This is a genomic window from Nocardia araoensis NBRC 100135, from assembly GCF_000308435.1.
GTDB lineage: Bacteria > Actinomycetota > Actinomycetes > Mycobacteriales > Mycobacteriaceae > Nocardia > Nocardia araoensis.
Genome location: NZ_BAFR01000003.1, coordinates 1 through 20,809, shown reverse-complemented (window position 1 = coordinate 20,809; position 20,809 = coordinate 1). Strand labels below are relative to the sequence as shown.

Annotated in this window: 17 protein-coding genes; 2 read left to right on the top strand and 15 right to left on the bottom strand. The window is 67.6% G+C overall.

Annotated elements, in window-relative coordinates:
- Positions 1-109: 109 nt before the first annotated feature.
- The 13 genes from ON21_RS00640 to ON21_RS00580 form a co-directional block, all read right to left on the bottom strand.
- Positions 110-1,153, bottom strand: coding sequence for an LLM class F420-dependent oxidoreductase (locus ON21_RS00640; RefSeq protein WP_083880327.1), 1,044 nt, complete (start codon positions 1,151-1,153; stop codon positions 110-112).
- Between the two features lie 170 nt (positions 1,154-1,323).
- Positions 1,324-2,310, bottom strand: a complete 987-nt coding sequence (locus tag ON21_RS00635; protein WP_083880326.1) for a cutinase family protein — start codon at positions 2,308-2,310, stop codon at positions 1,324-1,326.
- Positions 2,307-2,804, bottom strand: a complete 498-nt coding sequence (locus ON21_RS00630) for a DUF732 domain-containing protein (protein ID WP_245562385.1) — start codon at positions 2,802-2,804, stop codon at positions 2,307-2,309. Before ON21_RS00630 ends, ON21_RS00635 begins: the two co-directional genes overlap by 4 nt.
- Positions 2,805-3,100: 296 nt before the next feature.
- Positions 3,101-4,900 carry an alpha/beta hydrolase-fold protein gene (locus ON21_RS00625; protein ID WP_051020117.1) on the bottom strand — a complete coding sequence of 600 codons (1,800 nt, stop codon included), beginning with the start codon at positions 4,898-4,900 and terminating at the stop codon, positions 3,101-3,103.
- 222 nt (positions 4,901-5,122) lie between these two features.
- Positions 5,123-6,163, bottom strand: coding sequence for an alpha/beta hydrolase (locus tag ON21_RS00620; protein WP_245562383.1), 1,041 nt, complete (start codon positions 6,161-6,163; stop codon positions 5,123-5,125).
- Positions 6,164-7,054: 891 nt separating this feature from the next.
- A complete protein-coding gene (locus tag ON21_RS00615; RefSeq protein WP_039794298.1) occupies positions 7,055-8,116 on the bottom strand; it encodes an alpha/beta hydrolase in 1,062 nt (353 codons plus the stop codon).
- A gap of 302 nt (positions 8,117-8,418) precedes the next feature.
- Positions 8,419-9,486: an alpha/beta hydrolase gene (locus ON21_RS00610; protein ID WP_245562382.1), complete on the bottom strand. Its 1,068-nt coding sequence runs from the start codon at positions 9,484-9,486 to the stop codon at positions 8,419-8,421.
- Between the two features lie 229 nt (positions 9,487-9,715).
- A complete protein-coding gene (locus tag ON21_RS00605) occupies positions 9,716-11,656 on the bottom strand; it encodes an arabinofuranosyltransferase AftB family protein (protein ID WP_083880325.1) in 1,941 nt (646 codons plus the stop codon).
- A 4-nt stretch (positions 11,657-11,660) separates the two neighbouring features.
- Positions 11,661-12,587, bottom strand: a complete 927-nt coding sequence (locus tag ON21_RS00600) for a decaprenyl-phosphate phosphoribosyltransferase (RefSeq protein ID WP_039794295.1) — start codon at positions 12,585-12,587, stop codon at positions 11,661-11,663.
- A 1-nt stretch (position 12,588) separates the two neighbouring features.
- On the bottom strand, positions 12,589-13,149 hold the full coding sequence (locus tag ON21_RS00595) for a phosphatase PAP2 family protein (protein ID WP_051020128.1): 561 nt from the start codon (positions 13,147-13,149) through the stop codon (positions 12,589-12,591).
- Between the two features lie 74 nt (positions 13,150-13,223).
- Positions 13,224-15,158 (bottom strand): glycosyltransferase, encoded by a 1,935-nt coding sequence (locus tag ON21_RS00590; RefSeq protein ID WP_039794293.1) that lies wholly within the window; start codon positions 15,156-15,158, stop codon positions 13,224-13,226.
- 8 nt (positions 15,159-15,166) lie between these two features.
- The gene (gene glf, locus ON21_RS00585; RefSeq protein ID WP_039794292.1) at positions 15,167-16,393 is read right to left on the bottom strand and encodes a UDP-galactopyranose mutase; all 1,227 of its coding nucleotides are present in this window, start codon (positions 16,391-16,393) and stop codon (positions 15,167-15,169) included.
- A 222-nt stretch (positions 16,394-16,615) separates the two neighbouring features.
- Positions 16,616-17,338: an SDR family NAD(P)-dependent oxidoreductase gene (locus ON21_RS00580; RefSeq protein ID WP_039794290.1), complete on the bottom strand. Its 723-nt coding sequence runs from the start codon at positions 17,336-17,338 to the stop codon at positions 16,616-16,618.
- Between the two features lie 108 nt (positions 17,339-17,446).
- Here ON21_RS00580 and ON21_RS00575 point away from each other — a divergent pair, with 108 nt between their 5' ends.
- Positions 17,447-18,088 carry a TetR/AcrR family transcriptional regulator gene (locus ON21_RS00575; protein WP_039794289.1) on the top strand — a complete coding sequence of 214 codons (642 nt, stop codon included), beginning with the start codon at positions 17,447-17,449 and terminating at the stop codon, positions 18,086-18,088.
- 44 nt (positions 18,089-18,132) lie between these two features.
- Here the strand turns inward: ON21_RS00575 and ON21_RS00570 are convergent, their stop codons facing one another.
- On the bottom strand, positions 18,133-18,891 hold the full coding sequence (locus tag ON21_RS00570; RefSeq protein ID WP_039794287.1) for a MerR family transcriptional regulator: 759 nt from the start codon (positions 18,889-18,891) through the stop codon (positions 18,133-18,135).
- A 51-nt stretch (positions 18,892-18,942) separates the two neighbouring features.
- On the bottom strand, positions 18,943-19,920 hold the full coding sequence (locus ON21_RS00565) for an EamA family transporter (RefSeq protein WP_051020116.1): 978 nt from the start codon (positions 19,918-19,920) through the stop codon (positions 18,943-18,945).
- Between the two features lie 104 nt (positions 19,921-20,024).
- Between ON21_RS00565 and ON21_RS00560 the strand changes: the two genes are divergently transcribed.
- Positions 20,025-20,525 (top strand): MarR family winged helix-turn-helix transcriptional regulator, encoded by a 501-nt coding sequence (locus ON21_RS00560; RefSeq protein ID WP_039794286.1) that lies wholly within the window; start codon positions 20,025-20,027, stop codon positions 20,523-20,525.
- Positions 20,526-20,809 lie beyond the last annotated feature (284 nt).

Below are 20,809 nucleotides of genomic sequence, written 5' to 3'. Positions count from 1 at the left end.
GCGGGTGCTCCAAGTGCAGAGCCAGCCTGCAGATTTTGTGCGGTCTGCGCGGTGACCGCTTATCGGCTAGATGTACTCAAACCAGAGTCATGTTACAGAGAAGACCGGCTCACTCGTCCCGCAGCAGGGGAATAACGGGGGCGAACGCGTCCATCTGGGTGGGGAATACACCGACGTAGGACATCGAGGTGAGCTGCCGCACACGGCGGATCTGCTCGGCGATCTCCTCGAATGTGCCGATCGCCACGTAGGGCGAGTTCAGGATGTCCTCGACGGACAGCTGAACGTCGACCTCCAGGTTCGGGTGCAGTCCCCGGTCCAACGCCGACAGCGCCATCTCCGCGGTCTTCTCGCGATCGTCGGTGATCACGATCGCGGTGATGGCCCAGTTCAGCTCGATGTCGGCGAACCGGTCACCGGCGGCCTCCTTGATCAGATTCACCTTTTCCACGGCCTTCTCGATGGTGATGCCGGAGAGCAGGCCCTTGCCGTTCTTGGTGGTCACCGGAACGACGGAGATGATATCGGCGTGCTTGGCGGCCAGCCGCAGCATCTTCGGGCCGCCGCCGCCGGTGCAGATCGGGGGGCGCGGACCCTGTCGCGGCCGTGGAGTCCCCTTGACACCGCAGACCTGGTAGTGCTTGCCCTCGAAGGTGCACTCCTGGCCGCGCAGCAGCACATCGAGAATGGTCAGCGACTCGTCCAGCTTCTCCAGCCGGACACCGGGCGACTCGTAGGGGATGCCCGCGTTCTCGAATTCCTCCTTGATCCAGCCCGCGCCGACGCCGACCTCGAGCCTGCCCTTGGACAGCACGTCGATGGTCGCCAGGTCCTTGGCCAGCACGACGGGGTGGCGGAAACCGTTCGCCAGCACCGAGGTGCCGAGCCGGATCTTCTCGGTGGCCTGGGTCAGCGCGCCGAGTGCGGCGATCGGCCCGATCTGCTCACCGAGGTGGTCGGGTACCACGAAGGTGTCGAAGCCGTACTCCTCGGCCTGCTGAGCGGTCTGCACGAACTTGCGCGCACCGCCCTCCTGCTTGTTTCCCTCGCCGGCCGCCGCGAAGCGGAACGGACGCAACGGAGTGCCCAGCGCGGACAACGCAGCATCCGCGTCACGGCTCGCCGTGGTGGCCGGTGCGGCGGCTTCTGTCATGAACTCATGCTCCTGGCTGTAAGGAAGATACGGGCGCGACGCCCGCTTCGGGTCTGCGCTGCTGTGGTGCCCGGCGTCGCGATCACCAGCGCACTTTACAGCGTGCTACCCAATTCGAGTTGCGCTTGTCACGCCAATCGGGTGCGGGGTATCTCACGGGCTGTGAATTTTCACGAATGAGCCGGATGCGGCGCTGCCTCGATGAGGCCCGCCGCCCAGTTGGCCGTCCACTGCGTCGCGGTGGTGCCGTCGCCGTCCACGACAAAAGTGTTGTAGAGGGCGTGCACCGGGTTCCCCACGGCCCGGACCAGCGTGTTCACGCTGCCCAGGATGTTCCACGGACTCAGCGCCTCCCGTGGTGCGTCGCAGATCAGATCGCCCGGCGCGCACATGGTGTAGGTGCGATCGGCCAGCGCGCCGAAGCCCCCTTGACGCGGACCCGTCATCGTGATGCCGGGCACGTTCAACCCCTTCAGCGCGACTTCGGCACCCACACCCGGCGGCGGGGGGCCGATCTGGATCGCCTGACCCGGGCCGTTGTCGCCGGTGCGGCGTCCGTCGGCGATCAACGTCACGCCAAGCACCAGGTCGGCGGGCACCGGCCCGTCGCCGGCGCCGATCTGCGCGGCGACGTCACCCGCGATCACCGCGCCCTGGGAGAACCCGGCGATCACGTAGGTGGTGAGCGGGCACTCCTGGTGCCGCGCGACCATGGCCTCGACCATCCGCTGGGTGCCCTCGGACCGGCTGTTGTTGTACGACTGCTGGCCGTCCGGCGGGATCGCGATCGGATTGGAGAACTGCGCGACGTACGGAACCGTGTAGACGTCCACTCGCTCGCTCGGGAATCGCTGGGCGATCGGGCCGGAGACGTTGAGCATCAGCGACACCGGGTTGGCGGTCGGATTGTGCGGATCGTCGGCGCTGTTGGACTCCCAGGTGCCGGGCACCGAGATCATCTGCACGTCGGGACAACTGGCCGGCTGCGAGGTCGGCCGTTCCGGCGGCTTCGGCCCGGGGCCCGGCGGGCGCAAACGCCCCGCGAGCAGATACCACAGCAGCAGGGCAACCAGGACGATCAGCAGGATGCCGCCGATCACGAGCAGACATCCCGCCGGCTTGGACCGGCGGGAGGTCGAACGGACGCGCGAACTCACTGGCAGTACGTGGCGCGAGCGGTGGAGATGTAGATCTGTCCGGCCTTCTCCACCGGCATCTTCGCCGGGTCGAAGGACGGATCGGAACCTGCCATGGCGTTGACGAAGGTCATCAGATCCTGGTCGGACGCGCCAGCGGCCGTGCCCTGGCAGACGTACGCGCCGATGCTCAGCGCGATGTCCGGGCTCGACGGGGTGACACCCTGCTTGGCCAGCTCATCCAGGAACTTCTTGTCCTTGTCGGTGAGCTTCGAGGTGTCCGCGGGCGGGACGGATTCGGTCGGCACCGGCTGCGGACGCTCGGGCGCCGCCGTCGTCGTGGGCTGCTCCGGCGCGGGAGCGGGCTGCCCGGTGTCGGCGGGTGTCGAGGCAACCGGCGAGGTGCTGGCAGCCGCCGCCGTCGTGGTGCGGGTAGACGATGGCGTGCTCGTCGCGGTCGAATCGTTGTCGCCGCAAGCGGCGAGCAGGCCGGTCGCGGCAATCGCCACAACCACGCCGAATACCTTTCCACGGGTCCGTTGCATGAATTCTTGTCCTCGATCTGTCACTGAGCGGGGTCGGGTCGCCCACCAGGCTAGCTGGGTCCGATTTGCAGCGCCTGCGGCGCTGCGTGTTCGCGGCCCCCTTATGGCTCGCGAACAGAGCATGCTCGGTCTCGCTTCGCTCGAAACCGGGAGTTGGGCCCACGTGCTCGTATCCGCTTCATCTCACGATCAGATGCACGCCTCCAGGCGCTGGGTCTGGGCCGATATGCACGACTTCACCTGGCCCGGATGGGCGACGGTCATGCTCAGAGCGCGTGCACTTCCGTTTTGCCGTCGCGCAGCGTGATGAAGCCGCCCTGGAAGTTCTGTTGCACGCCGTCCGAGATTGGGAACTCGTCGCCGGTCGGGTAGCCGAGTTTGCCGTTCTCGTAGCCGGTGTCGCGCCAGGCATCCAGGATCGGGCCGTTGCGGACGGCCCAGGCGCCGGATACCGGGCTCCAATAGATATTCCCGCCTTCGAATCGGCTGAAGCGGCCCGCGTCCTTCGCCGCCTGCTCCTCGGCGACCGGGAAGCCGAGCGGGCTGTTCTCGAAGCCCAGTTGGGCGTACTTGCCGAGGATCAAGCCCTGGACGCGATGCACGCCGGTGGCCTGGCTGTAGTAGAACGGACCGTTCTCGAACGCCTGCACGGCGCCGTCACGGCTCGGCGTCTTGGCCTCCGGCGCGATCGGGTAGCCCGCGGGGCCGCGCTCGAACCCCTGCTTGCCCCACTCGTCCAGGATCGCGCCGCGAACCATCTGAGCGCCGGTCTGCGGGGTCCAGTACAGCGAGCCGTTCTGGAAGGACTGGAACCGGCCGCGGCCGTCCTCCAGCGCGCGTTCCTCGCCGGTCGGCAATCCGAGCGGCCCGGTAGGTCCGCCCGCCGCCTGGTACCCGGAACCGAAGACACCCCCCACCGGGAACGCGCCGTTGTCCGAGGTGAAGAACACCCGGCCGCCCTTGAAGTCCTGCGCGGTGCCCCCTGCTACGGCGTACTCCCCGGTGAGGCAGTCGCCGAGCCAGCCGGCCGCGGTCGCTACCGGGCCGATCGCGCCGCCCGGCTGACAGGCGGGCTTGCCCTGATCGACGCCGAGCGCGGACGCGGCCTGGTTCCAGGACTGGCGCATCTCGAAGTCCCAGTACGGCCAGGAATGGGTGCCGGAAGGGCGATAGTTCACCTGCGCCGGGATGGCCAGCTTGGACAGCTTGGTCACGAAGTTCTGCGAGGTGAGCCGGGAGAGGATCTCCAACCCCATGCCCGCGATGTTGGTGCTCACACCCGGGATGCCGAGGGCATGGTCATAGGGACCGATCGCGCCGCTGCCGCTGGAGACGTAGAGGCTGACTCCCCGCAGCTTGTCGGCCAGCACGTATGGGTCGTGCGCCTCCCACTCCGGGCCCGTCTGCGGGCCCCACATTGCGGCGGAGTCGAAGCCGCCCGCGTCGCGCATGGCGACCTCGATGGCCTGCGGCATGCCCAACGTCGTCGTGGTCAGGAACCCGGAGTACGACGCTGCGTGCCGCACGAAACCCGGATTGCGGGCGGCGAGGAACATCGCGGCCGTACCGCCCATCGAGAGGCCTTCCACACCCCGCACCGGCGTCGCCCGCCAATGACTCTCCAGCAGCGGCGGGAGCTCTTTCGTGAGAAAGGTCTCCCATTTGTAGGTGCGGCCGTTGTCCGGCTGGAGCCAGTCGGCGTAGAAGCTCGACTGCCCGCCCACCGGCAGCACCACGGTGACGTTCTTGTCGGCGAAGAAATCGACCGCGCCCGCCTCTTTGGTCCACCCGCTCTCGTCCTCGGTGGCGCGCAGACCGTCGAGCAGGAACAAGACCGGGAACCTGGCCTCAGGATGGGCGTTCCAGTCCCGAGCCAGCAGCAGCTGGACCTGGATCGGCACTCCCATGGACGGCGAGGTCACCCACAGGGCGACGCGACGGTCACTGAGCCACTGAACCTTCTCCAGCGCGGGCGCGGCCACGGCCGCCGTCGGCTCGGCGACGGCGGGTGCCTCGACGGACACGCTCGCGGCCAGCGGGACCACCATCGCGGTGGCGAGCAGCATGAGCCGCTCGCGTGCCGTACGAGCGACGAGACGCCCGCGTGTGCCACAGCTACCGCGCGTAATCCCTGCCACAAAAGCTTTGTACTCCCGTTATAGCGACGTTTACGGGAGACACGCGCTGCACAGCAAACTATGTTCGCTGCCGCGCGATCGTGGCTGCCCCCGAACGCAATTCAGGCCGCACCGAAACGGTGCGGCCTGAATGCGACGAGGTGGATCAGATCACCAGGAGCCGGTGGCGTCCAGGATCATGTTGCGCGAGGCGAACAGCTCGCCCTCCCAGTACTTCCAGGAGTGGGTGCCCGCGGCCGGGAAGTCGTACCGGGCGGGGATGCCGAGCGAGTTCAGGCGAGCCTGGAACGCGCGGGTGTTCACCAGCGAGAGGGCTTCCAGCGCCATCCCGTTGCCGGTGTTGAACACGCCGACCGCCGAGTTCGGCTGGTCGAACTGACCCGGCAGACCGCTGGCGGCCGAGATGTACATCGGCAGGCCGCGCAGCTGCGGCGCGAAGACGAACGGGTCCATCCGCAGCCACTGCGAGCTCCACGGCGCGGCCATCGCGTCGACGTTGTAGCGGCCCGCGTCCAGCATCGCGATGCGGATCGCCTCACGCATACCCGGCGCGGAGATGTTCAGGTAGCCCGAGTAGGAGGCGGCGAACTTGAACTGGTCGCGGTGGTAGGCCGCGAGAGCCAGCGCCGCGCTACCGCCCATGGACAGGCCGACGACCGCGTTGTTGGTGCGCGAGACGCCGTAGCCCTCCAGGAAGGCGGGCAGTTCCTTGGTGAGGAAGGTCTCCCACTTGTAGGTGGTCTTCTGGCCGTTGGTGTTCGACGGCGCGTACCAGTCGGTGTAGAAGCTGGACTGGCCGCCGACCGGCATCACCAGGGAGATGTTGTCGTTGGCGAACTGCTGCATCGCGTTGGTCTCGAACGACCAGGCGTTGCGGTCGTCGCGCGCGCGCAGGCCGTCGAGCAGGTACAGCGCCGCGTTGCCGCCGCGCGAGGCCCACTGCACCTGGACCTTGATCGGGCCCATGCTGGAGGGAACCATCAGGTCCTCGTAGCCACCCGCGGGCGACCGCAACACCGGCGCGTGCGCCGACGGCGCCGCGGCGGCGAGAGTCGGGGTCGCCAGACCCGCGGCGATCGGTAGCGCCAGCGCGGCGGCTCCGACGGCCAGAATTCGATTACGCCAACCGCGAGGTGCGCCTCGCCGTCCCGACTGTGTTCTCTTCGGCGCGGCGGCCCTGCCGAAACGCATGAATCCTGCTCTCTTTCTGCTGTTGTGGTGCCACTCGCCGCCCGAGGGGCGAAGCGGCACCCGTGTTGCCAACGAGACGCTCGTCACGGACATGGTCCCGACAATCCGATCCCCATGACGGCGCTACAACGATCTGGTCACACTTGCGCTCGCTGGACGATATTCGACGCCCCTCGCTTTAGCAAGATCCGGGTCTTTCCCACTGCCGAAATCCATCCGTTCGCGCAAGGTAATGGTGCGGTGACCTTATCGCGTTCTCGCGGTGATGTCGTGTTGGAACGCAAGATATTTGCACCTCTGGCGGGAACTGTCACCGGCCCGAGATCTTCGCAATCCCGACAGCCGGGACGTCCTCCACACACGCCTGCCGAGCACCCGCCCGACACGACGGCACCCCATCAGCCCCGTGACCCCACCGTGATCGAAGCCGAGATCCGCCGTGATAGCAGCGCGAATATCTCGAGCAAACAGCTCTGAGCACTGACGACAGCACAACAGCGATCAATCAGCAAATTGACGAGCCGAGCTCCACGCCCCCACAACCCCACCCCGCATACCCCTACTGCCCCTATCCCAACTCCCTGGCTCCCTCCCCCCCACTACTTAGGGGCACCGCCAGGCAAGTTAGGGGCACCGCCAGCCACGCCCTGCCGGTCAGCACCACAACTACGCAAACGCAAACAAATTCGCCCGCCGACCACCCCCACACCACAAAACGCAAGATCCCCACCCACAGAACCCGCCCGGGTGCGAGTCTTACGAGCATCGTTCGCGGCCCGGCTCGCGTTCCAGCGGTCGAAGCGCATGCGCCGCAGGCGCGAGTCTCGACCGCTGGAACGCGAGCCATGAAGGGGCCGCGAACACGCGGCGCCGCAGGCGCCGCCAAAAAATTCAGCCGATGTTCGCCGACATATCCGGGATCATTCGCATCGCCTCGTCGGCCCAGTTGTTCCAGGCATGGATACCGAACGGCGGGAAGGAGTAGACGGCGTTGCCGCCGCCCAGGGTCGCCATCCGGACCTGGAAAGCGCGGGTGTTCGCCAGCGCCAGGCTCTCCAGCCCCATGCCGTTGAGGGTGCCGAAGCTGGGCGGGTCGCCGGCCGTGGGCAGACCGCTGGCCGCCGCGATCCACAAGCGGGTGCCGTTGCGGATGAGATTGGGTGCGAAGACGAACGGGTCCATCCGGAGCCACTGCGGGCTCCACGGCGGGGCCATCGCGTCGACGTTGTAGCCGCCCGCGTCGAGCATGGCCGCGCGGATCGCCTCGCGCATACCCGGCGCCGAGTTGTTCAGGTAGCCGGAGAACGAGCCCGCGAAGCTGAACTGGTCCGGGTGGTATGCCGCCAGGGTCAGCGCAGCGCTGCCGCCCATCGACAGGCCGAAGGCGCCGTTGCGGTTGGGGTTGAACCCGAGGCGGTCGCGCAGCGCCCAGCGCAGGTTGTTGGTCAGGAAGGTCTCCCACTGATACCGGTAGCTCTTACCCGGCCCGCCCGCGAATCCGTCCAACCCGCCGGAACCGGTGCTGGAGCCCGCGCCGGCCGGGACGCCGAAGAACTCGCTCGGCGCGATCCAGTCGGCGTAGAAACTCGACATGCCGCCGACCGGCATGACCACGTTGATGTTCTGGCTCGCCAGGACCTGCGGGATGTTGGTCTCGATCTCCCAGCCGTTCAGTGTCTCCGGCGCCCGCATGCCGTCCAGCACGTAGGCGACGCGGTTGGTGTTGCCGTCCGCGGCGCGCAGGATGCGGGTCTTGATCGGACCCATCCCGGAATCGACCCAGAAATCGAACGCCGCGGGGTCGAACGCGGCCGATGCCGTGGCGCCCGTGCCCGTGATGGTCGCCCCGAGCGGCAGCAGCATCGCCGCGGCGATGCCGAGGGCGGACCGCCGCAACCACGATCGGGCTGTTCGGGACCCCTGGGGACAGCGCTTCCCGCGCGCACTACGCATCACATCGACCTTTCCCTCGGATGGCCCGGCTTGGCAAACTTTTAGCAATCTCAACCGGTGGCTCATCGGGCGCCAAGACGCCACGCCTACCAAGAAACAGGCGAGTCGACCTTGGCGCATGTTGTACGGGTATCAATTGACAACGAATGCCTTCATGTTGCTGGATCGTGATCCAAACCACAACTACCGAAGCCTTTTCTCTTCATATTCGTTGCCGAAGTACCCGTGGACGACCCGGTAAACGCCGAAAGGCCGCTCCGCGCCGGTGGCGCGAAGCGGCCTTTCTCGCTATGGCCGGGCTACTACCCGATGTTCGCGGACAGATCCGGGATCATCCGGTAGACCTCGTCGGCCCAGTAGTTCCAGTTGTGCACACCCACGGCTGGGAAGTCATAGGTGACGTTGTTCGCGCCCAAAGTGAGCATGCGGACCTGGAACGCGCGGGTATTGGCCAGGGCCAGCGTTTCCAGACCCATCGCATTGAGCGTGTTGAAGCTGATGCCGTCCGCACCGCTCGGCAGACCGCTGCCGGCGGAGACCCACAGGCGGGTGTTGTTCGCCTTCAGGCGCGGCGCGAACACGAACGGGTCCATCCGCAGCCACTGCGGGCCCCACGGCGGCGCCATCGCGTCGATGTTGTAGCCGCCCGCGTCCAGCATCGCCACGCGAAGCGCCTCACGCATGCCGGGCGCGGAGATGTTCAGGTACCCGGAGTACGAACCGGCGTACCGGAACTGATCGGGGTGGTAGGCCGCCAAGGTGAGCGCGGCGCTGCCACCCATGGACAGGCCGAAGACGCCGTTGCCGTTCGGGTTGAACCCGAGGCGGTCGCGCAGCGCCCAGCGAAGGTTGTTGGTGAGGAAGGTTTCCCACTTGTAGGTGGTGGTCTTGCCCGGCCCGCCCGCGGAACCGGTCAGCAGACCGGAGCCGGAGTTCGCCGAACCGGTGGAGGACGAGCCCGCGCTGCCGAGACCGAAGAAGTCGCTCGGACCGTTCCAGTCGGCGTAGAAGCTGGACTGGCCGCCGACCGGCATGACCACGTTGATGTTCCACTTGGTCAGCTCGCGCGCGACCTCGGTGTCGATCTCCCAGCCACTCAGATCGTTGCGCGCCCGCATGCCGTCCAGCGCGTACACCACGCGGCCGGTGTTGCCGTCGGCGGCGCGGAAGATGCGCGACTTGATCGGCCCCATTTCGGAGTCGACCCAGAAGTCCATGCCATCCGGATTGAACGCGGCGGACGCCGGGGCGGCAGGGCCTGCCACCGACACCCCGAGCGGTAGCAGAACGGCCAGCGATACCAGCATGGACCGCTTGAGCCAGGAACCTGCTCTTCGAGAATTAAGACGACGCCCGATCACGCCTCGCATCAGTTTCAACCTTTCGTTTCACAGCGACAGCGGCAAGCCGTCCACACGGTAACCCGCCATTGCCCACAACCGGTGGACGCCAGGCCGGGCATACGGTCGTAGCGTATATCGGTATCGACACGGCAGCGTTACCAAAAAGAGATAAAGCGGCGTACGCCACTTTATCTACCTCGAAAAATGGGGCCACTGGGCCTACCGTGCCCGGTGGGTCCAGTGTGACTCATGGGGGTCAGCGCTGCGCGACCGGCTGCGGGAAGGGATCGACCAGTCCGCACCGCTGGATCTCGTACTTCGGCACCCGATCGATCCGGTACTTCGCGAAGTGCAGCGCGTTGCGCAGGTTGTGCCGGAAACGCTCGAAGGTGAGCGGATCGCGGTAGGAGATCATCAGCGCCTGGGTGTCGGGGCAGGACATCGCGGTGCGCGCCTGCGCGACCCATTTCTCGTCCAGGTACCAGGGCATCCACGGTTTCTTGTCCACCATGCCGGTGTCCACGATGACCCAGTCCGGGTAAAGGCTCTTGTCGTGGCCGATCCGCCCGTCGGTGAGCCGGTCGGTGTGCGCGGCCAAGGGGTAGGCCAGGCCCATCGGATCGATCACGGGCACGTCCAGCGGAACATTCATGCTGGTCATACCGAGATTCAGGAAGTAGACCGTGTGCCCGGCGCCACCGGCCGGAATCGGCTGGGGCGGCGGTGCGATGTACCAGAACATGAACGACGGCGAGTTCAGCAGCAGACCGCCGTTCGGGCTGTTGGTGATGTCGTTGACCATCGCGCGGATGCGCGGGTAGTCCAAGTAGTCCTCGGCCAGGATCGGGTGGTCGTGCCCGGTGTTGAGCACGTAGTAGACGCGCTCGTCGACGATGCCGGTGGAGGTGATCTTGGTGCCGGTCTTGATCGCGGTGGTGTTCGCCGCGAACATCGCCCAGCCCGCGACGCAGACGAATGCCACGGCGACCGCCGCGTAGGACCAGTCGGCGATGGTCGCCGCGCGCACACCTCCCTGAGGCGCCCGGATCGGAAGGACCGCGACCGGGAGCAGGAACAGGAACAGCTGGGGCAACAGCATTCGGCCGTGCATGAAGTCGCCGCCGACCCGAAGCGCGTAGACGGTCAGGAGGAACCCGCTGACCAGAACCAAAGCCACAACCGCACCCGGCGAGCGCAGCCAGACTCGGATCCGGCCGATCGACCAGCCACGCTTCGCTTCCGTATCGGCAGGCGCCGTCCTGGTCGCACCCGTACGCGCGGCGAGCACACCGGCGATCAGCAACACCAGCAGCGGAGCCCACAGGAAGTACGGACCGACCAGATCCCACAGGTAGGTGAAACCCTGCCCCCACTTGGCGCCGCCCGCGTCCTTCGCGACGGCGGTGTTCGGGTAGGGCAAGCCGTAGTAGCCCATCCGCCAGATCTGGTAGCCCAGCGGCACCAGCCCGGCCACCGCGACGATCGCCGCGCGCAGCACGATCGGCCGCAGCCTGCTCTCGGGCATGGGCGCGCAGAAGATCATCAGCAGCGCGAGCGCGCCGACCAGGGTCATCTCGGGGCGGATCAGCGGGGCCAGACCGGCGAGGAAGACCAGTCCGAGCAGACCGGGCAGGCGCACCGACTTGGCCTGGCTCCAGCGCAGCAGCTGCCACCACAGCAAGCCGATCCAGCAGATCACCAAGCCGCTTTCCAGACCGGAGGTGGCGTAGTCGCGGGCCGGGGGCAGCGCGATGTAGACCAGCACGCCTGCTGGCAGCAACAGCCCGGTGCGGGTCCCGCCCCACAGGCGCGCCGAGCCGAGCATGGCGAACACGACCGCGGCCAGCGACACCGTGAGCGCGACGCCGAGCACCACGTACTCGAGCCGCGCCTGGGTCAGCCAGCTGAAGAACCAGACCAGATAGGTCCACGCGGTGCTGGTGTTGGTTTCGACGCGCTCGCCCTCGTTGAAGACGGGGCCGTTGCCCGCCAGCAGGTTGCGCACCGTGCGCAACACGATGAGACCATCATCGGCGATCCACCGCCGCTGCCAGCCCCCGACCGCGAAAAGAACAACGGTGAGCGTGATCCCACCGACGAACGTGGCTTTGGACAGACGCGCGAACCGCGACGCGGAGCCGGACGACTCATCGGCCGACCGCTCCGCCGCGTATTTCGTTCGCTCCGCTACCAGCATCTCGTCAGGTGAGATAGACAGCGACACCTACCGCTCCGATCCAGGCGATTGCGAGCAGCTGAAGGACGCGGTCCCCCAGCGCGATCTCTTCCGGCTCCCCGGCCTCGCCCCCATCGACGTCGACCGCGTAACGCAGGATTGCGATGGTAAACGGGATCATCGAGATCGCGAACCAGTTGGTGTCCTTGATGCCGTCCTGCTGGAAGGCCCACAGCCCGTAGAACACCACGACCGCCGTCGCGGCCAGCGTCCAGATGAAGCGCAGGTAGGTGGGCGTGTAGTACTCCAGCGACTTGCGGATCTTGGCGCCGGTGCCCAGCGCGATCTGCAGCTCCGCGTAGCGCTTGCCCGCCGCCATGAACAGCGAGCCGAAGGCCATGATCAGCAGGAACCACTGCGACAGTTCGATGTCGGCCGCCGCGCCACCGGCCACCGCGCGCAGCAGGAAGCCGGAGGACACGATGCAGATGTCCAGCACGGCCTGATGCTTCAGCCCGAAGCAGTAGGCCAGCTGGATGCCGATGTAGACCGCCATCACCACGGCCAGGTGCCACGACGCGAGGAACGATCCCGCGATCGACCCGCCCAGCAGCAGCGCTGACAGCAGGTAGGCCAGGTTCACCGGGACGACGCCCGCGGCGATCGGCCGGAACCGCTTGGTCGGGTGCGCCCGGTCGGCCTCCACGTCGAGCGCGTCGTTCACCAGGTAGATGCCCGAGGCCGCCATGCAGAACACCACGAAGGCGATGCCGACGTGCGCGAGCACGTCGACGTCGGTGGCGGTGCCCGCGGCCAGCGGTGCGGCGAGCACCAGGACGTTCTTGACCCACTGCCGCGGACGGACTGCCTTGAACAGACCGCCGGCCAGCGTCTTGGGCGGGCCCTTGACTACCGCCTCGGCCAGGTCGGCGCCGGTCGGCTCTTCACTCATGTCAACGAAGGCTCTTTCTTGTGCGGTCACTGTCGAGTCTCTTTTCGGCGGCGAGCAGGGCGGCGGCGGACGCGGCGCCGAGCGCGGAACCGGCGAGCACGTCAGTGGGGTAGTGCACCCCGAGGACCACCCGCGAAAGCAGCATCGGGGGGACGAGCACCGCAGGCAAGGGTAGCCCGGTCAATTTGCCGAGCAACACCGCCGCTGCCGTCGTCGAGGTGGCGTGCGAGGACGGGAAACTGAGTTTGCTCGGCGTGCCCACGTTGACCTGCACCGACGGATCGTTCGGGCGCGGACGGCGAACGACGCGCTTGATGACGATCGAGGCCGCGTGCGCGCCGACCGCGCCGACCGCGACCCCGGCCCACTGTCTGCGCCGCGGCTTGTCCACCAGCCAGCCCGCGGCGGCGATGCCGACCCAGCCCAGCGCGTGCTCACCGAAGTGCGACAGGCCGCGCGCCGCGGACACCACGGCGGGCTTGCCGCCGAGCGTGGCCTGCACGGCGTTGATGATCGCGACCTCCGGCGGCGTCTGTCCGGCCGCGGGAGGGTGCGCGGACACCGGGCCGCCGTGGCCGTTCGCGCTGTGCGGCGGCGGCTGCACCGCCGCGTCGTCGGCGGCGCTCGCTCCGATACTCACTGCTGCTCATCCTTCGTGTCGATGCCGAAGACCTTCTCCCACGCCGCGGTGCTGGTCAGCTGCGGGTGGGCGGCGCGGTAGCGCTGCTGCATCTCCGGGAAGCGGGCGGCCAGCTCCTTGCGTAGGCGCATGGCCTCCTTGAACAGGCCGAGCGCCTGGCGCGGGTCGCGCTTGCGGTAGACGACGCCGCGACCGTCGGCCGTGGTGACGGTGACGCCGTCGACCTGCGAGAGCAGGAACCAGCGCGCGTCCAGCGTCGGCACGTTCAGCTGCGGGGTCTCGTGGTGTTCGGTGCGCGCGGGACGGAAGTTGTGCACCACGCCCTTCGCCAGCCGGGCCACCTTGGCGATCGGATTGGCGGGCTCACCGACCGCCCCGACACCGATGTGGCTGGCCAGCGGCAGTTCGGTGGACGAGGGCAGGATCACCGCGTCCGGGTACTGCTTGCGCAGCTCGTGCACCGCCCCCAGCGCGCTGGGCAGTAGCTGGAACAGCCGCTCCGGGCCTGCGAGGAAGTCGCGGATGGCGAGGTTCTGGATCGCGACCGTCGAGTACTCCAGGCACAGCAAATGCTTCAGGGTGGCCTTGATCGTGTTGACGACCATGCCGCGCCCGTTGCCAGGCAGGTGCAGCGAGGCGACGACCAGGCGGTTGCGCAGGTGGAAGTACGCCTGCCAGTCGATGGCGTCGTCCTTGTCGCTCCAGGCCATGTGCCACACCGCCGCGCCGGGCAGGGTGACGGTCGGGTACCCGGCCGCGCGGGCGCGCAGGCCGTACTCCGCGTCGTCCCACTTCAGGAACAGCGGAAGCGGCTGACCCAGCTCCTCGGCGACGCGCCGCGGGATGACGCAGGTCCACCAGCCGTTGAAGTCGACGTCGATGCGCCGGTGCAGCAGCTTGGAGTTGTCCCGGTCCTTGAGCGGGTACTTCGAGAAGTCGTGGTCGTATTCGACGTTCGGCGCCGCGGTCCACATGAAGATGCCGCGATCGACCACTTCGCCCATGACGTGCAGGTGCGAGCGCTCCTGCAGGTTGAGCATCTGGCCGCCGACCAGCACCGGAGACTTGGCGAAGCGGGCGAAGGCCAGCGCGCGCAGGATCGAATCCGGCTCGATCTCGATGTCGTCGTCCATGTAGACGATGTACTCGGCGTCGGTGGTCTTCAGCGCCTCGTACATGACCCGGCTGTAGCCGCCGGACCCGCCGAGGTTGGGCTGGTCGTGGATGGACAGGCGATCCCCGAGGGCGGCCGCCGATTCGGCGAAGCCGGGCTCGTCGACGACCTTCTTCGTACCCTGGTCGGGGATGATGACGGCCTTGACCTTCTCCAGCACCAGCGGGTCGGAGCCGAGGGCAGCGAGGGTCTTCACCGCGTCGGTGGGCCGGTTGAAGGTGGGCATGCCGACGGCGATGCTGCCCTCACCGGGCGCCTCGACCGGCGCGTACCAGCCGCCGGACAGCAGCGTGACCGCCGTGTCGGTGGTGATGTCGAACCAGATCCAGCCGCCGTCCTCGAACGGGCCCAGGTCGGTTTCGAATTCCACGACCACCGAGTCGGCGCCGGTCGCGACCGCGAATTCCTTGCCCTGCACGTGGATCCGCGAGCCGTCGGCCTTGGAGCGGTACACGTCCACGCGGCCGTGACCGGCCAGTTCCAGCCGCAGCACCACCGAGGACAGGATGCTCCAGCGCCGCCAGTAGCTCGCGGGCAGCGCGTTGAAGTAGGTGCAGAAGGAGACCTCGGATTCCGCGCCGATCGACAGCGACGTGCGGGTGGTCGCGTGCGCGCGCCTGGCGTTGGTCTCCGATTCCTCGACGTAGAGCGTGCGCACGTCCAGCGGCTCACCCGGCCGGGGCAGGATGATGCGCTGCAACAGCGATTTCGCGCGGGTCTCGGTGGTCATGTCTTCCAGAATGGATTGAGAGGTCATCGGCGCTCCTATGCCTCCTGATCGACCAGCGGCGCGCCGTCCGCCAGATGCGGGCGCAGCACGTTGTCGAACATGCTCAGCGCGCTGCCGATCGCCATGTGCATATCCAGGTACTGGTAGGTGCCCAGACGTCCGCCGAAGACGACCTTCGCCGCGGCGGTCTCCTGCTTGGCCAGCTCACGGTAGGCCAGCAGCTTCGCCCGGTCCTCCGGTGTGTTGATCGGGTAGTACGGCTCGTCGCCGGTCTGCGCGAACCGGGAGTACTCCCGCATGATCACCGTCTTGTCGGTGGGGTACTCGCGCTCGGGATGGAAGTGTCGCGGCTCGATGATGCGGGTGTAGGGCACGTCCGCATCGTTGTAGTTCATCACCGACGTGCCCTGGAAGTCGCCCACCGGCAGCACCTCGGTCTCGAAATCGATGGTGCGCCAGCCCAGTTCGCCTTCGCTGTAGTCGAAGTAGCGGTCCAGCGGGCCGGTGTAGACGATCGGCGCGTCCGGGTTCTCGGCGCGCAGCTGCTCGCGCACCTCGAACCAGTCGGTGTTCAGGCGCACCTCGATCAGGTCGGAGGCGGCCATGTTCTCCAGCCACTTCGTGTAGCCCTCGCGGGGCAGGCCCTCGTAGGTGTCGTTGAAGTAGCGGTTGTCGAAGGTGTAGCGGACCGGGAGGCGGGTGATGTTGCCCGCGGGCAGCTCCTTCGGGTCGGTCTGCCACTGCTTGGCGGTGTAGTCGCGCACGAACGCCTCGTAGAGCGGGCGGCCGATCAGCGAGATGGCCTTCTCCTCGAGGTTCTGCGCGTCCTTGGTCTCGATCTCCGAGGCCTGCTCCGCGATCAGTTTGCGCGCCTCTTCCGGCGAGAAGTAGCGGCCGAAGAACTGGGAGACCAGGCCCAGCCCCATCGGGAACTGGTAGGCCTGGCCCTTGTGCATCGCGAAGACGCGGTGCTGGTAGCCGGTGAACTCGGTGAACTGGGTGACGTAGTCCCACACCCGCTTGTTCGACGTGTGGAACAGGTGCGCGCCGTACTTGTGGATCTCGATCCCGGTCTCCGGGTCCGGCTCGGAGTAGGCGTTGCCACCGATGTGGTGGCGCCGTTCGATCACCAGAACCCGTTTACCCAGCACGGTGGCGGCGCGTTCGGCAACGGTCAGCCCGAAGAATCCGGAGCCGACGACGATCAGATCGAACTGTGAGGCGGAATGGACGGAGGTACCCGGGGACGATGCGACGGTCACGGGAGCCCAGAGTATCGGAAGTCCCCGCCGTGTCCGGGCGGAGTCGGAACTGTGCTGAACGGCACCGCTCGCCTGCCCCGGTTTCATGTCCCTGACCTCGATATTTCGCCGGATGTTTGCCCAAACCGCCTTCTTTGGCAACCGGCCGGTTGTGTACTGCCGCGGCCGAACGAGCGCGCAGGGCCCAGGCCGGTGCGCGCTCGGGACTTGTCGGGGCGGACCTCAGGCTGGGAAACCCACGTCGAGCTCCACTTTGTCCCGCTCGGTGTACAGCCGCCAGTAGTGGTCGCCGAGTTCGTCGCCGCTCATGCGGACGATTTCCAAGCCCGCCGGGATCACTTCCGGATTCTCATCGATGATCTGCGCGGCTGCGCTGCCGTCGATCAGCGCGCCGATATTGAGCAATCCGACGTAGACGCCGGTACCGCGCAATTCCACCTCGAGCTGGCGCAGGTAACCGCGCTGCGCGGCCAGCGCGATGCCGAAGTTGGCCAGGTAGGGCGCCACGAAGTGCTCGGACGAGCCGGAGGAGAACAGCAGTGCGCCGTCGCCGCGCCGCACCATTTTCGGCGCGAGCGCCCGCGTCACCAGGATCGGTGAGTGCAGCTTCAGCGCGATCGGCGCATCGAGGGAGGGGATGTCCACCTCCAGCGTGGAAGCAATCCGGTCGCTCATATTGCCCGCGGCGCCGTGCATGGCCACGTCGATCGGGCCGAAGGAAGCCTCGATTTTCTCGATCACGCCCGTGACCTGCGCGGCGACGGTGACGTCCGCGGGGAAGGCCGCGGCCTCGATTCCTTCGGCGGTCAGCTCGTCGGCGTGCCGCCGCGCCTTCTCGGGATCACGTCCGATGACGGCCACCCGGAATCCCTCCCGCCCGAATCGGCGTCCCGTGCCGACGCCGAGGCCGGGTCCGTAGCCGAAGATCGCGATGGTCTCGGACATTGCCACTCCTGATTAAGTTGAGAGATGGTTCAAGTTTCGGCTCGACAGTAGCACTAAGTTGAACCATGGCTCAACATATTCCGCCTGCCCGATTTGTAGGATCGGCCCGTGGACAAGCCGTTACGCAGCGATGCCCAGCGCAACCGGGACGCGCTCGTGACCGCCGCCCGCGCCGTCTTCTCCGAACGCGGTCTCGACGCGCCGCTCAAAGAGGTCGCCGCCCGCGCCGGAGTCGCGATCGGCACGCTCTACAACCGCTTCCCGACCCGGGACGACCTCATCGCGGCCGCGGTCGAGGACCGGATCGAAGCGGGTGGCCGCATCGCCGAGGACGCGCTGGCCATCGCCGACCCGTGGGAGTCGTTCGTCTACCTCGTGGAGCGGGTCTGCGCGCTGCAAGCCTCCGACCGGCTGCTCAGCGAACTGGCCGTGCGGGCGGCGCCCAGTCCCGCCATCGCGCAGGCCCAGGAGTACGGCCACGGCCTGATGCGCCGGATCATCACTCGCGCGCAGGAAGCCGGTGTGCTGCGCCCGGACTGGGTGCTCGAGGACATCGCCTTCATCACCTGGTCACACACCAGGATCGTCGAGGCGACCAGTCACATCGCCCCGGAAGCCTGGCGTCGCCACCTCGCCCTGATGCTCGACGGCCTGCGCGCGGAGGCCGCCCACCCGCTTCCGGTGCCTCCCATCACGGAAGACCAATTGATGCACGCACTCGGACGCGACGGCGAAGCGCGACCGGGCTGAACCCGGGTCAGGAGGTCGCGTACCGGCCGCCGGATGGTCGCGCTCTACAGTCGTCGCTCGGCGTAGACCTTCATCGCATCGCGCACGAACTCGGCGGTGCCGGCGCCGTGCACGTCGTAGTTGGCCGCGAAACGCGGGTCGGCCACGTACATCTCGCCGAGGTTGACGAATGCCTCCTCGACCACCGGACGACCCTGCCAGCCGATGCCGATCCACTCGTAGTGACGCTGGACGATGGCCTGCACCTCGTCGGCGTCGGGCGCCAGCCCGTCGGCGTGCGCCCGGCCGTAGTCGGCGGCGATGTCGAGATGAGTCTGCTGGAAGTTCTTCTTGTCCGTGTCGGACATCGAGTTCCACCAGCGGTCACCGCTCTCGTAGGCGTCCTTGCCCCAGCGTTCGATCACCTCGTCCTTGTACTTCGTGTGGTCGAAGCCGTCGAAAACTTCTGCTGCCACGAGTTGTTCACCTCTTTCCGTTTTGTGCAGCGTGGTTCGCACCGACTCGATCTGCCGCCGGATCCGATCCTGTTCCTGCCGGAGCAGTTCCAGGTGCGTACGCAGCGCGGCGGCGGTTTCCTGCTCTCCGGCGAGAACTTCGGCGATGACCGGAAGGCCGAGGCCGAGTTCACGCAGCAACAGGATGCGTTGCAACCGCACGAGGGAGTCCTGGTCGTAGTACCGGTAGCCGTTGGCTCCGATCCGGCTGGGCGGCAACAGCCCCAGCTGCCCGTAGTGGCGCAGCGTGCGACTGGTGGTACCGGCCGCCTTCGCCAGATCCTGGATGGACCATTCCTTGCCGCCCACGATCGGTCTTCCCTCGTGCTCTCGTCGGTGTAACCAGCTTGCAAGTTGACGTTACGTCAAGGTCAAGACCTTCTTCGGCGAAGTTTCGGTGCTCAGCGCAACGCTGGAGCCGCCGGCCGGAACGGGCGCGGGCTGAACCGGTTCCTTCGGCGCGCCGACCGCTTGGCCGAGCAGTGTGCCGCCCAGCGCGATCGCCATGCCGGCCATCTGGAGCGTGGTGAGCGCTTGCCCGAGCGCGACCCATCCGATCACCGCGGCCGACACCGGGCTGAGCAATCCGAGGAAGGCCACCGAGGTGGCGGGCACTCGCGCTATGCCGCGGAACCAGAGCCAGTACGCCACCGCGGTCCCGATCACGCCGAGGTACAGATAGCCGCCGACCGCTTCCGCGTCCAGCGCGGGCGGGGCGCCTTCCACCAGCAGCGCGAGCGGGGCGATGAAGAGCCCACCGGCGGTCAGCTGCCAGCCGGTGAGCGTCAGCGGGCCGACGCCGTCCGGCCGACCCCACTTCTTGGTCAGAACGGTGCCCATCGCCATCGACGCCGCGCCCGCCAACCCCGCGACCACCCCGACGACGTCGAGTTGCGCGTCGGCCCGCAGCACGACCAGCGCCACGCCGAAGACGCCGACCACCCCAGCGAACAACTTCCGCGCGCCGGGATTCTCGCTCAGAGCCACGGTCGCGAAGGCGAGCGCGAACACCGGTGCGACCGCGCCGAGCACGCCCGCGACGCCACCGGGCAGCCGGTAGGCGGCCAGGAACAGCAGCGGGAAGAACGCACCGATATTGAGCGCGCCGAGCACCGCCACCCGGCCGATCCACCGGCCGCGGGGGAGAACTCGCGTGATCGCGAGCAGCGCGAGTCCCGCGGGCAGGGCGCGCATGAGCGCGGTGAACAGCGGGCGGTCCGGCGGGAGGAACTCGGTGGTGACGGCGTAGGTGGAACCCCAGACGATCGGGGTGAGCGAGGTGAGCGCCAGGGTGGCCGCGACCGAAGCCTCGGCGGGCCCCGCGGTGCGTGTCGTCATGTTTGACTCCTCATTGATAATCTCAACGTTGAAATACTTACTCGCCGAGTTGCCTTGGCGTCAAGTAGATGAACGTTGAGATTATTCCTGTAGAGAGGAGACTCATGTCCGACGCGGTGGACCTGTTCGGGCGTCAGTGGCAGCGCGAGCGCCCGGACGTCGACGTCTCGCCGATGCACGTCGTCGGCCGGATCCAACGCTTGGCGCGACTGGTCGACCAGGACCTGAAGCGGTTCTTCGGCGAGTTCGGCATGGAGTTCTGGGAATTCGACGTGCTGGCCACGCTGCGCCGCTCCGGCGCCGAAGACGGACTCACCGCGGGCGCGCTGCTCCAAGTCGCCATGGTGACCTCCGGCGCCATCACCAACCGGATCGACCGACTGGAGACCAAAGGACTGGTCGTGCGCAAACCGTGCGCGGAGGATCGCAGGGCCGTCCGGATCCACCTCACCGAGCAGGGCCGCACCCTCATCGACGACCTGCTGCCCAAGCACATGGCGAACGAACAGCGGCTGCTGGCGGCGCTCGACGCCGCCTCCCGCGAGCGATTGGCCGGATTGCTGCGCACACTGGCCGAGTCGCTCGGCGATACGCCGCCGGAGTGAAGCGCCGCCGGGACACCACGACGACGCCCGGACCGGCACCCGTCGACGAGAGGGCGCGGCAGAGGCCAGCGGTCAAGCGGGCCGAGATCCGGCGACCGGAGGCATGTCCACGGTCTGCGCAGGCGGACCGAGTGGCATCGCACCGGCCGATGGCGGAGAACCGATGGCTGGTGCCGCACCGTCAGGAGTGACGGCGCCGGGCCGAGCCGTACCGCCCGCTTCGGGCCGAAGCGCGGCACCAGGCGGCGCACTGGGCGGGACCTGCTGCGCCCCCAGCGACTTCC

What these genes read in the sequence shown, in the direction of transcription:
- ON21_RS00640 (WP_083880327.1), bottom strand. Translation starts at nt 1,153, where the DNA reads ATGACAGAAGCCGCCGCACCGGCCACCACGGCGAGCCGTGACGCGGAT.
- ON21_RS00625 (WP_051020117.1), bottom strand. Translation starts at nt 4,900, where the DNA reads ATGCTGCTCGCCACCGCGATGGTGGTCCCGCTGGCCGCGAGCGTGTCC.
- ON21_RS00620 (WP_245562383.1), bottom strand. Translation starts at nt 6,163, where the DNA reads ATGCGTTTCGGCAGGGCCGCCGCGCCGAAGAGAACACAGTCGGGACGG.
- ON21_RS00615 (WP_039794298.1), bottom strand. Translation starts at nt 8,116, where the DNA reads ATGCGTAGTGCGCGCGGGAAGCGCTGTCCCCAGGGGTCCCGAACAGCC.
- ON21_RS00610 (WP_245562382.1), bottom strand. Translation starts at nt 9,486, where the DNA reads ATGCGAGGCGTGATCGGGCGTCGTCTTAATTCTCGAAGAGCAGGTTCC.
- ON21_RS00605 (WP_083880325.1), bottom strand. Translation starts at nt 11,656, where the DNA reads ATGCTGGTAGCGGAGCGAACGAAATACGCGGCGGAGCGGTCGGCCGAT.
- ON21_RS00600 (WP_039794295.1), bottom strand. Translation starts at nt 12,587, where the DNA reads ATGAGTGAAGAGCCGACCGGCGCCGACCTGGCCGAGGCGGTAGTCAAG.
- ON21_RS00590 (WP_039794293.1), bottom strand. Translation starts at nt 15,158, where the DNA reads ATGACCTCTCAATCCATTCTGGAAGACATGACCACCGAGACCCGCGCG.
- ON21_RS00580 (WP_039794290.1), bottom strand. Translation starts at nt 17,338, where the DNA reads ATGTCCGAGACCATCGCGATCTTCGGCTACGGACCCGGCCTCGGCGTC.
- ON21_RS00565 (WP_051020116.1), bottom strand. Translation starts at nt 19,920, where the DNA reads ATGACGACACGCACCGCGGGGCCCGCCGAGGCTTCGGTCGCGGCCACC.
- ON21_RS00560 (WP_039794286.1), top strand. Translation starts at nt 20,025, where the DNA reads ATGTCCGACGCGGTGGACCTGTTCGGGCGTCAGTGGCAGCGCGAGCGC.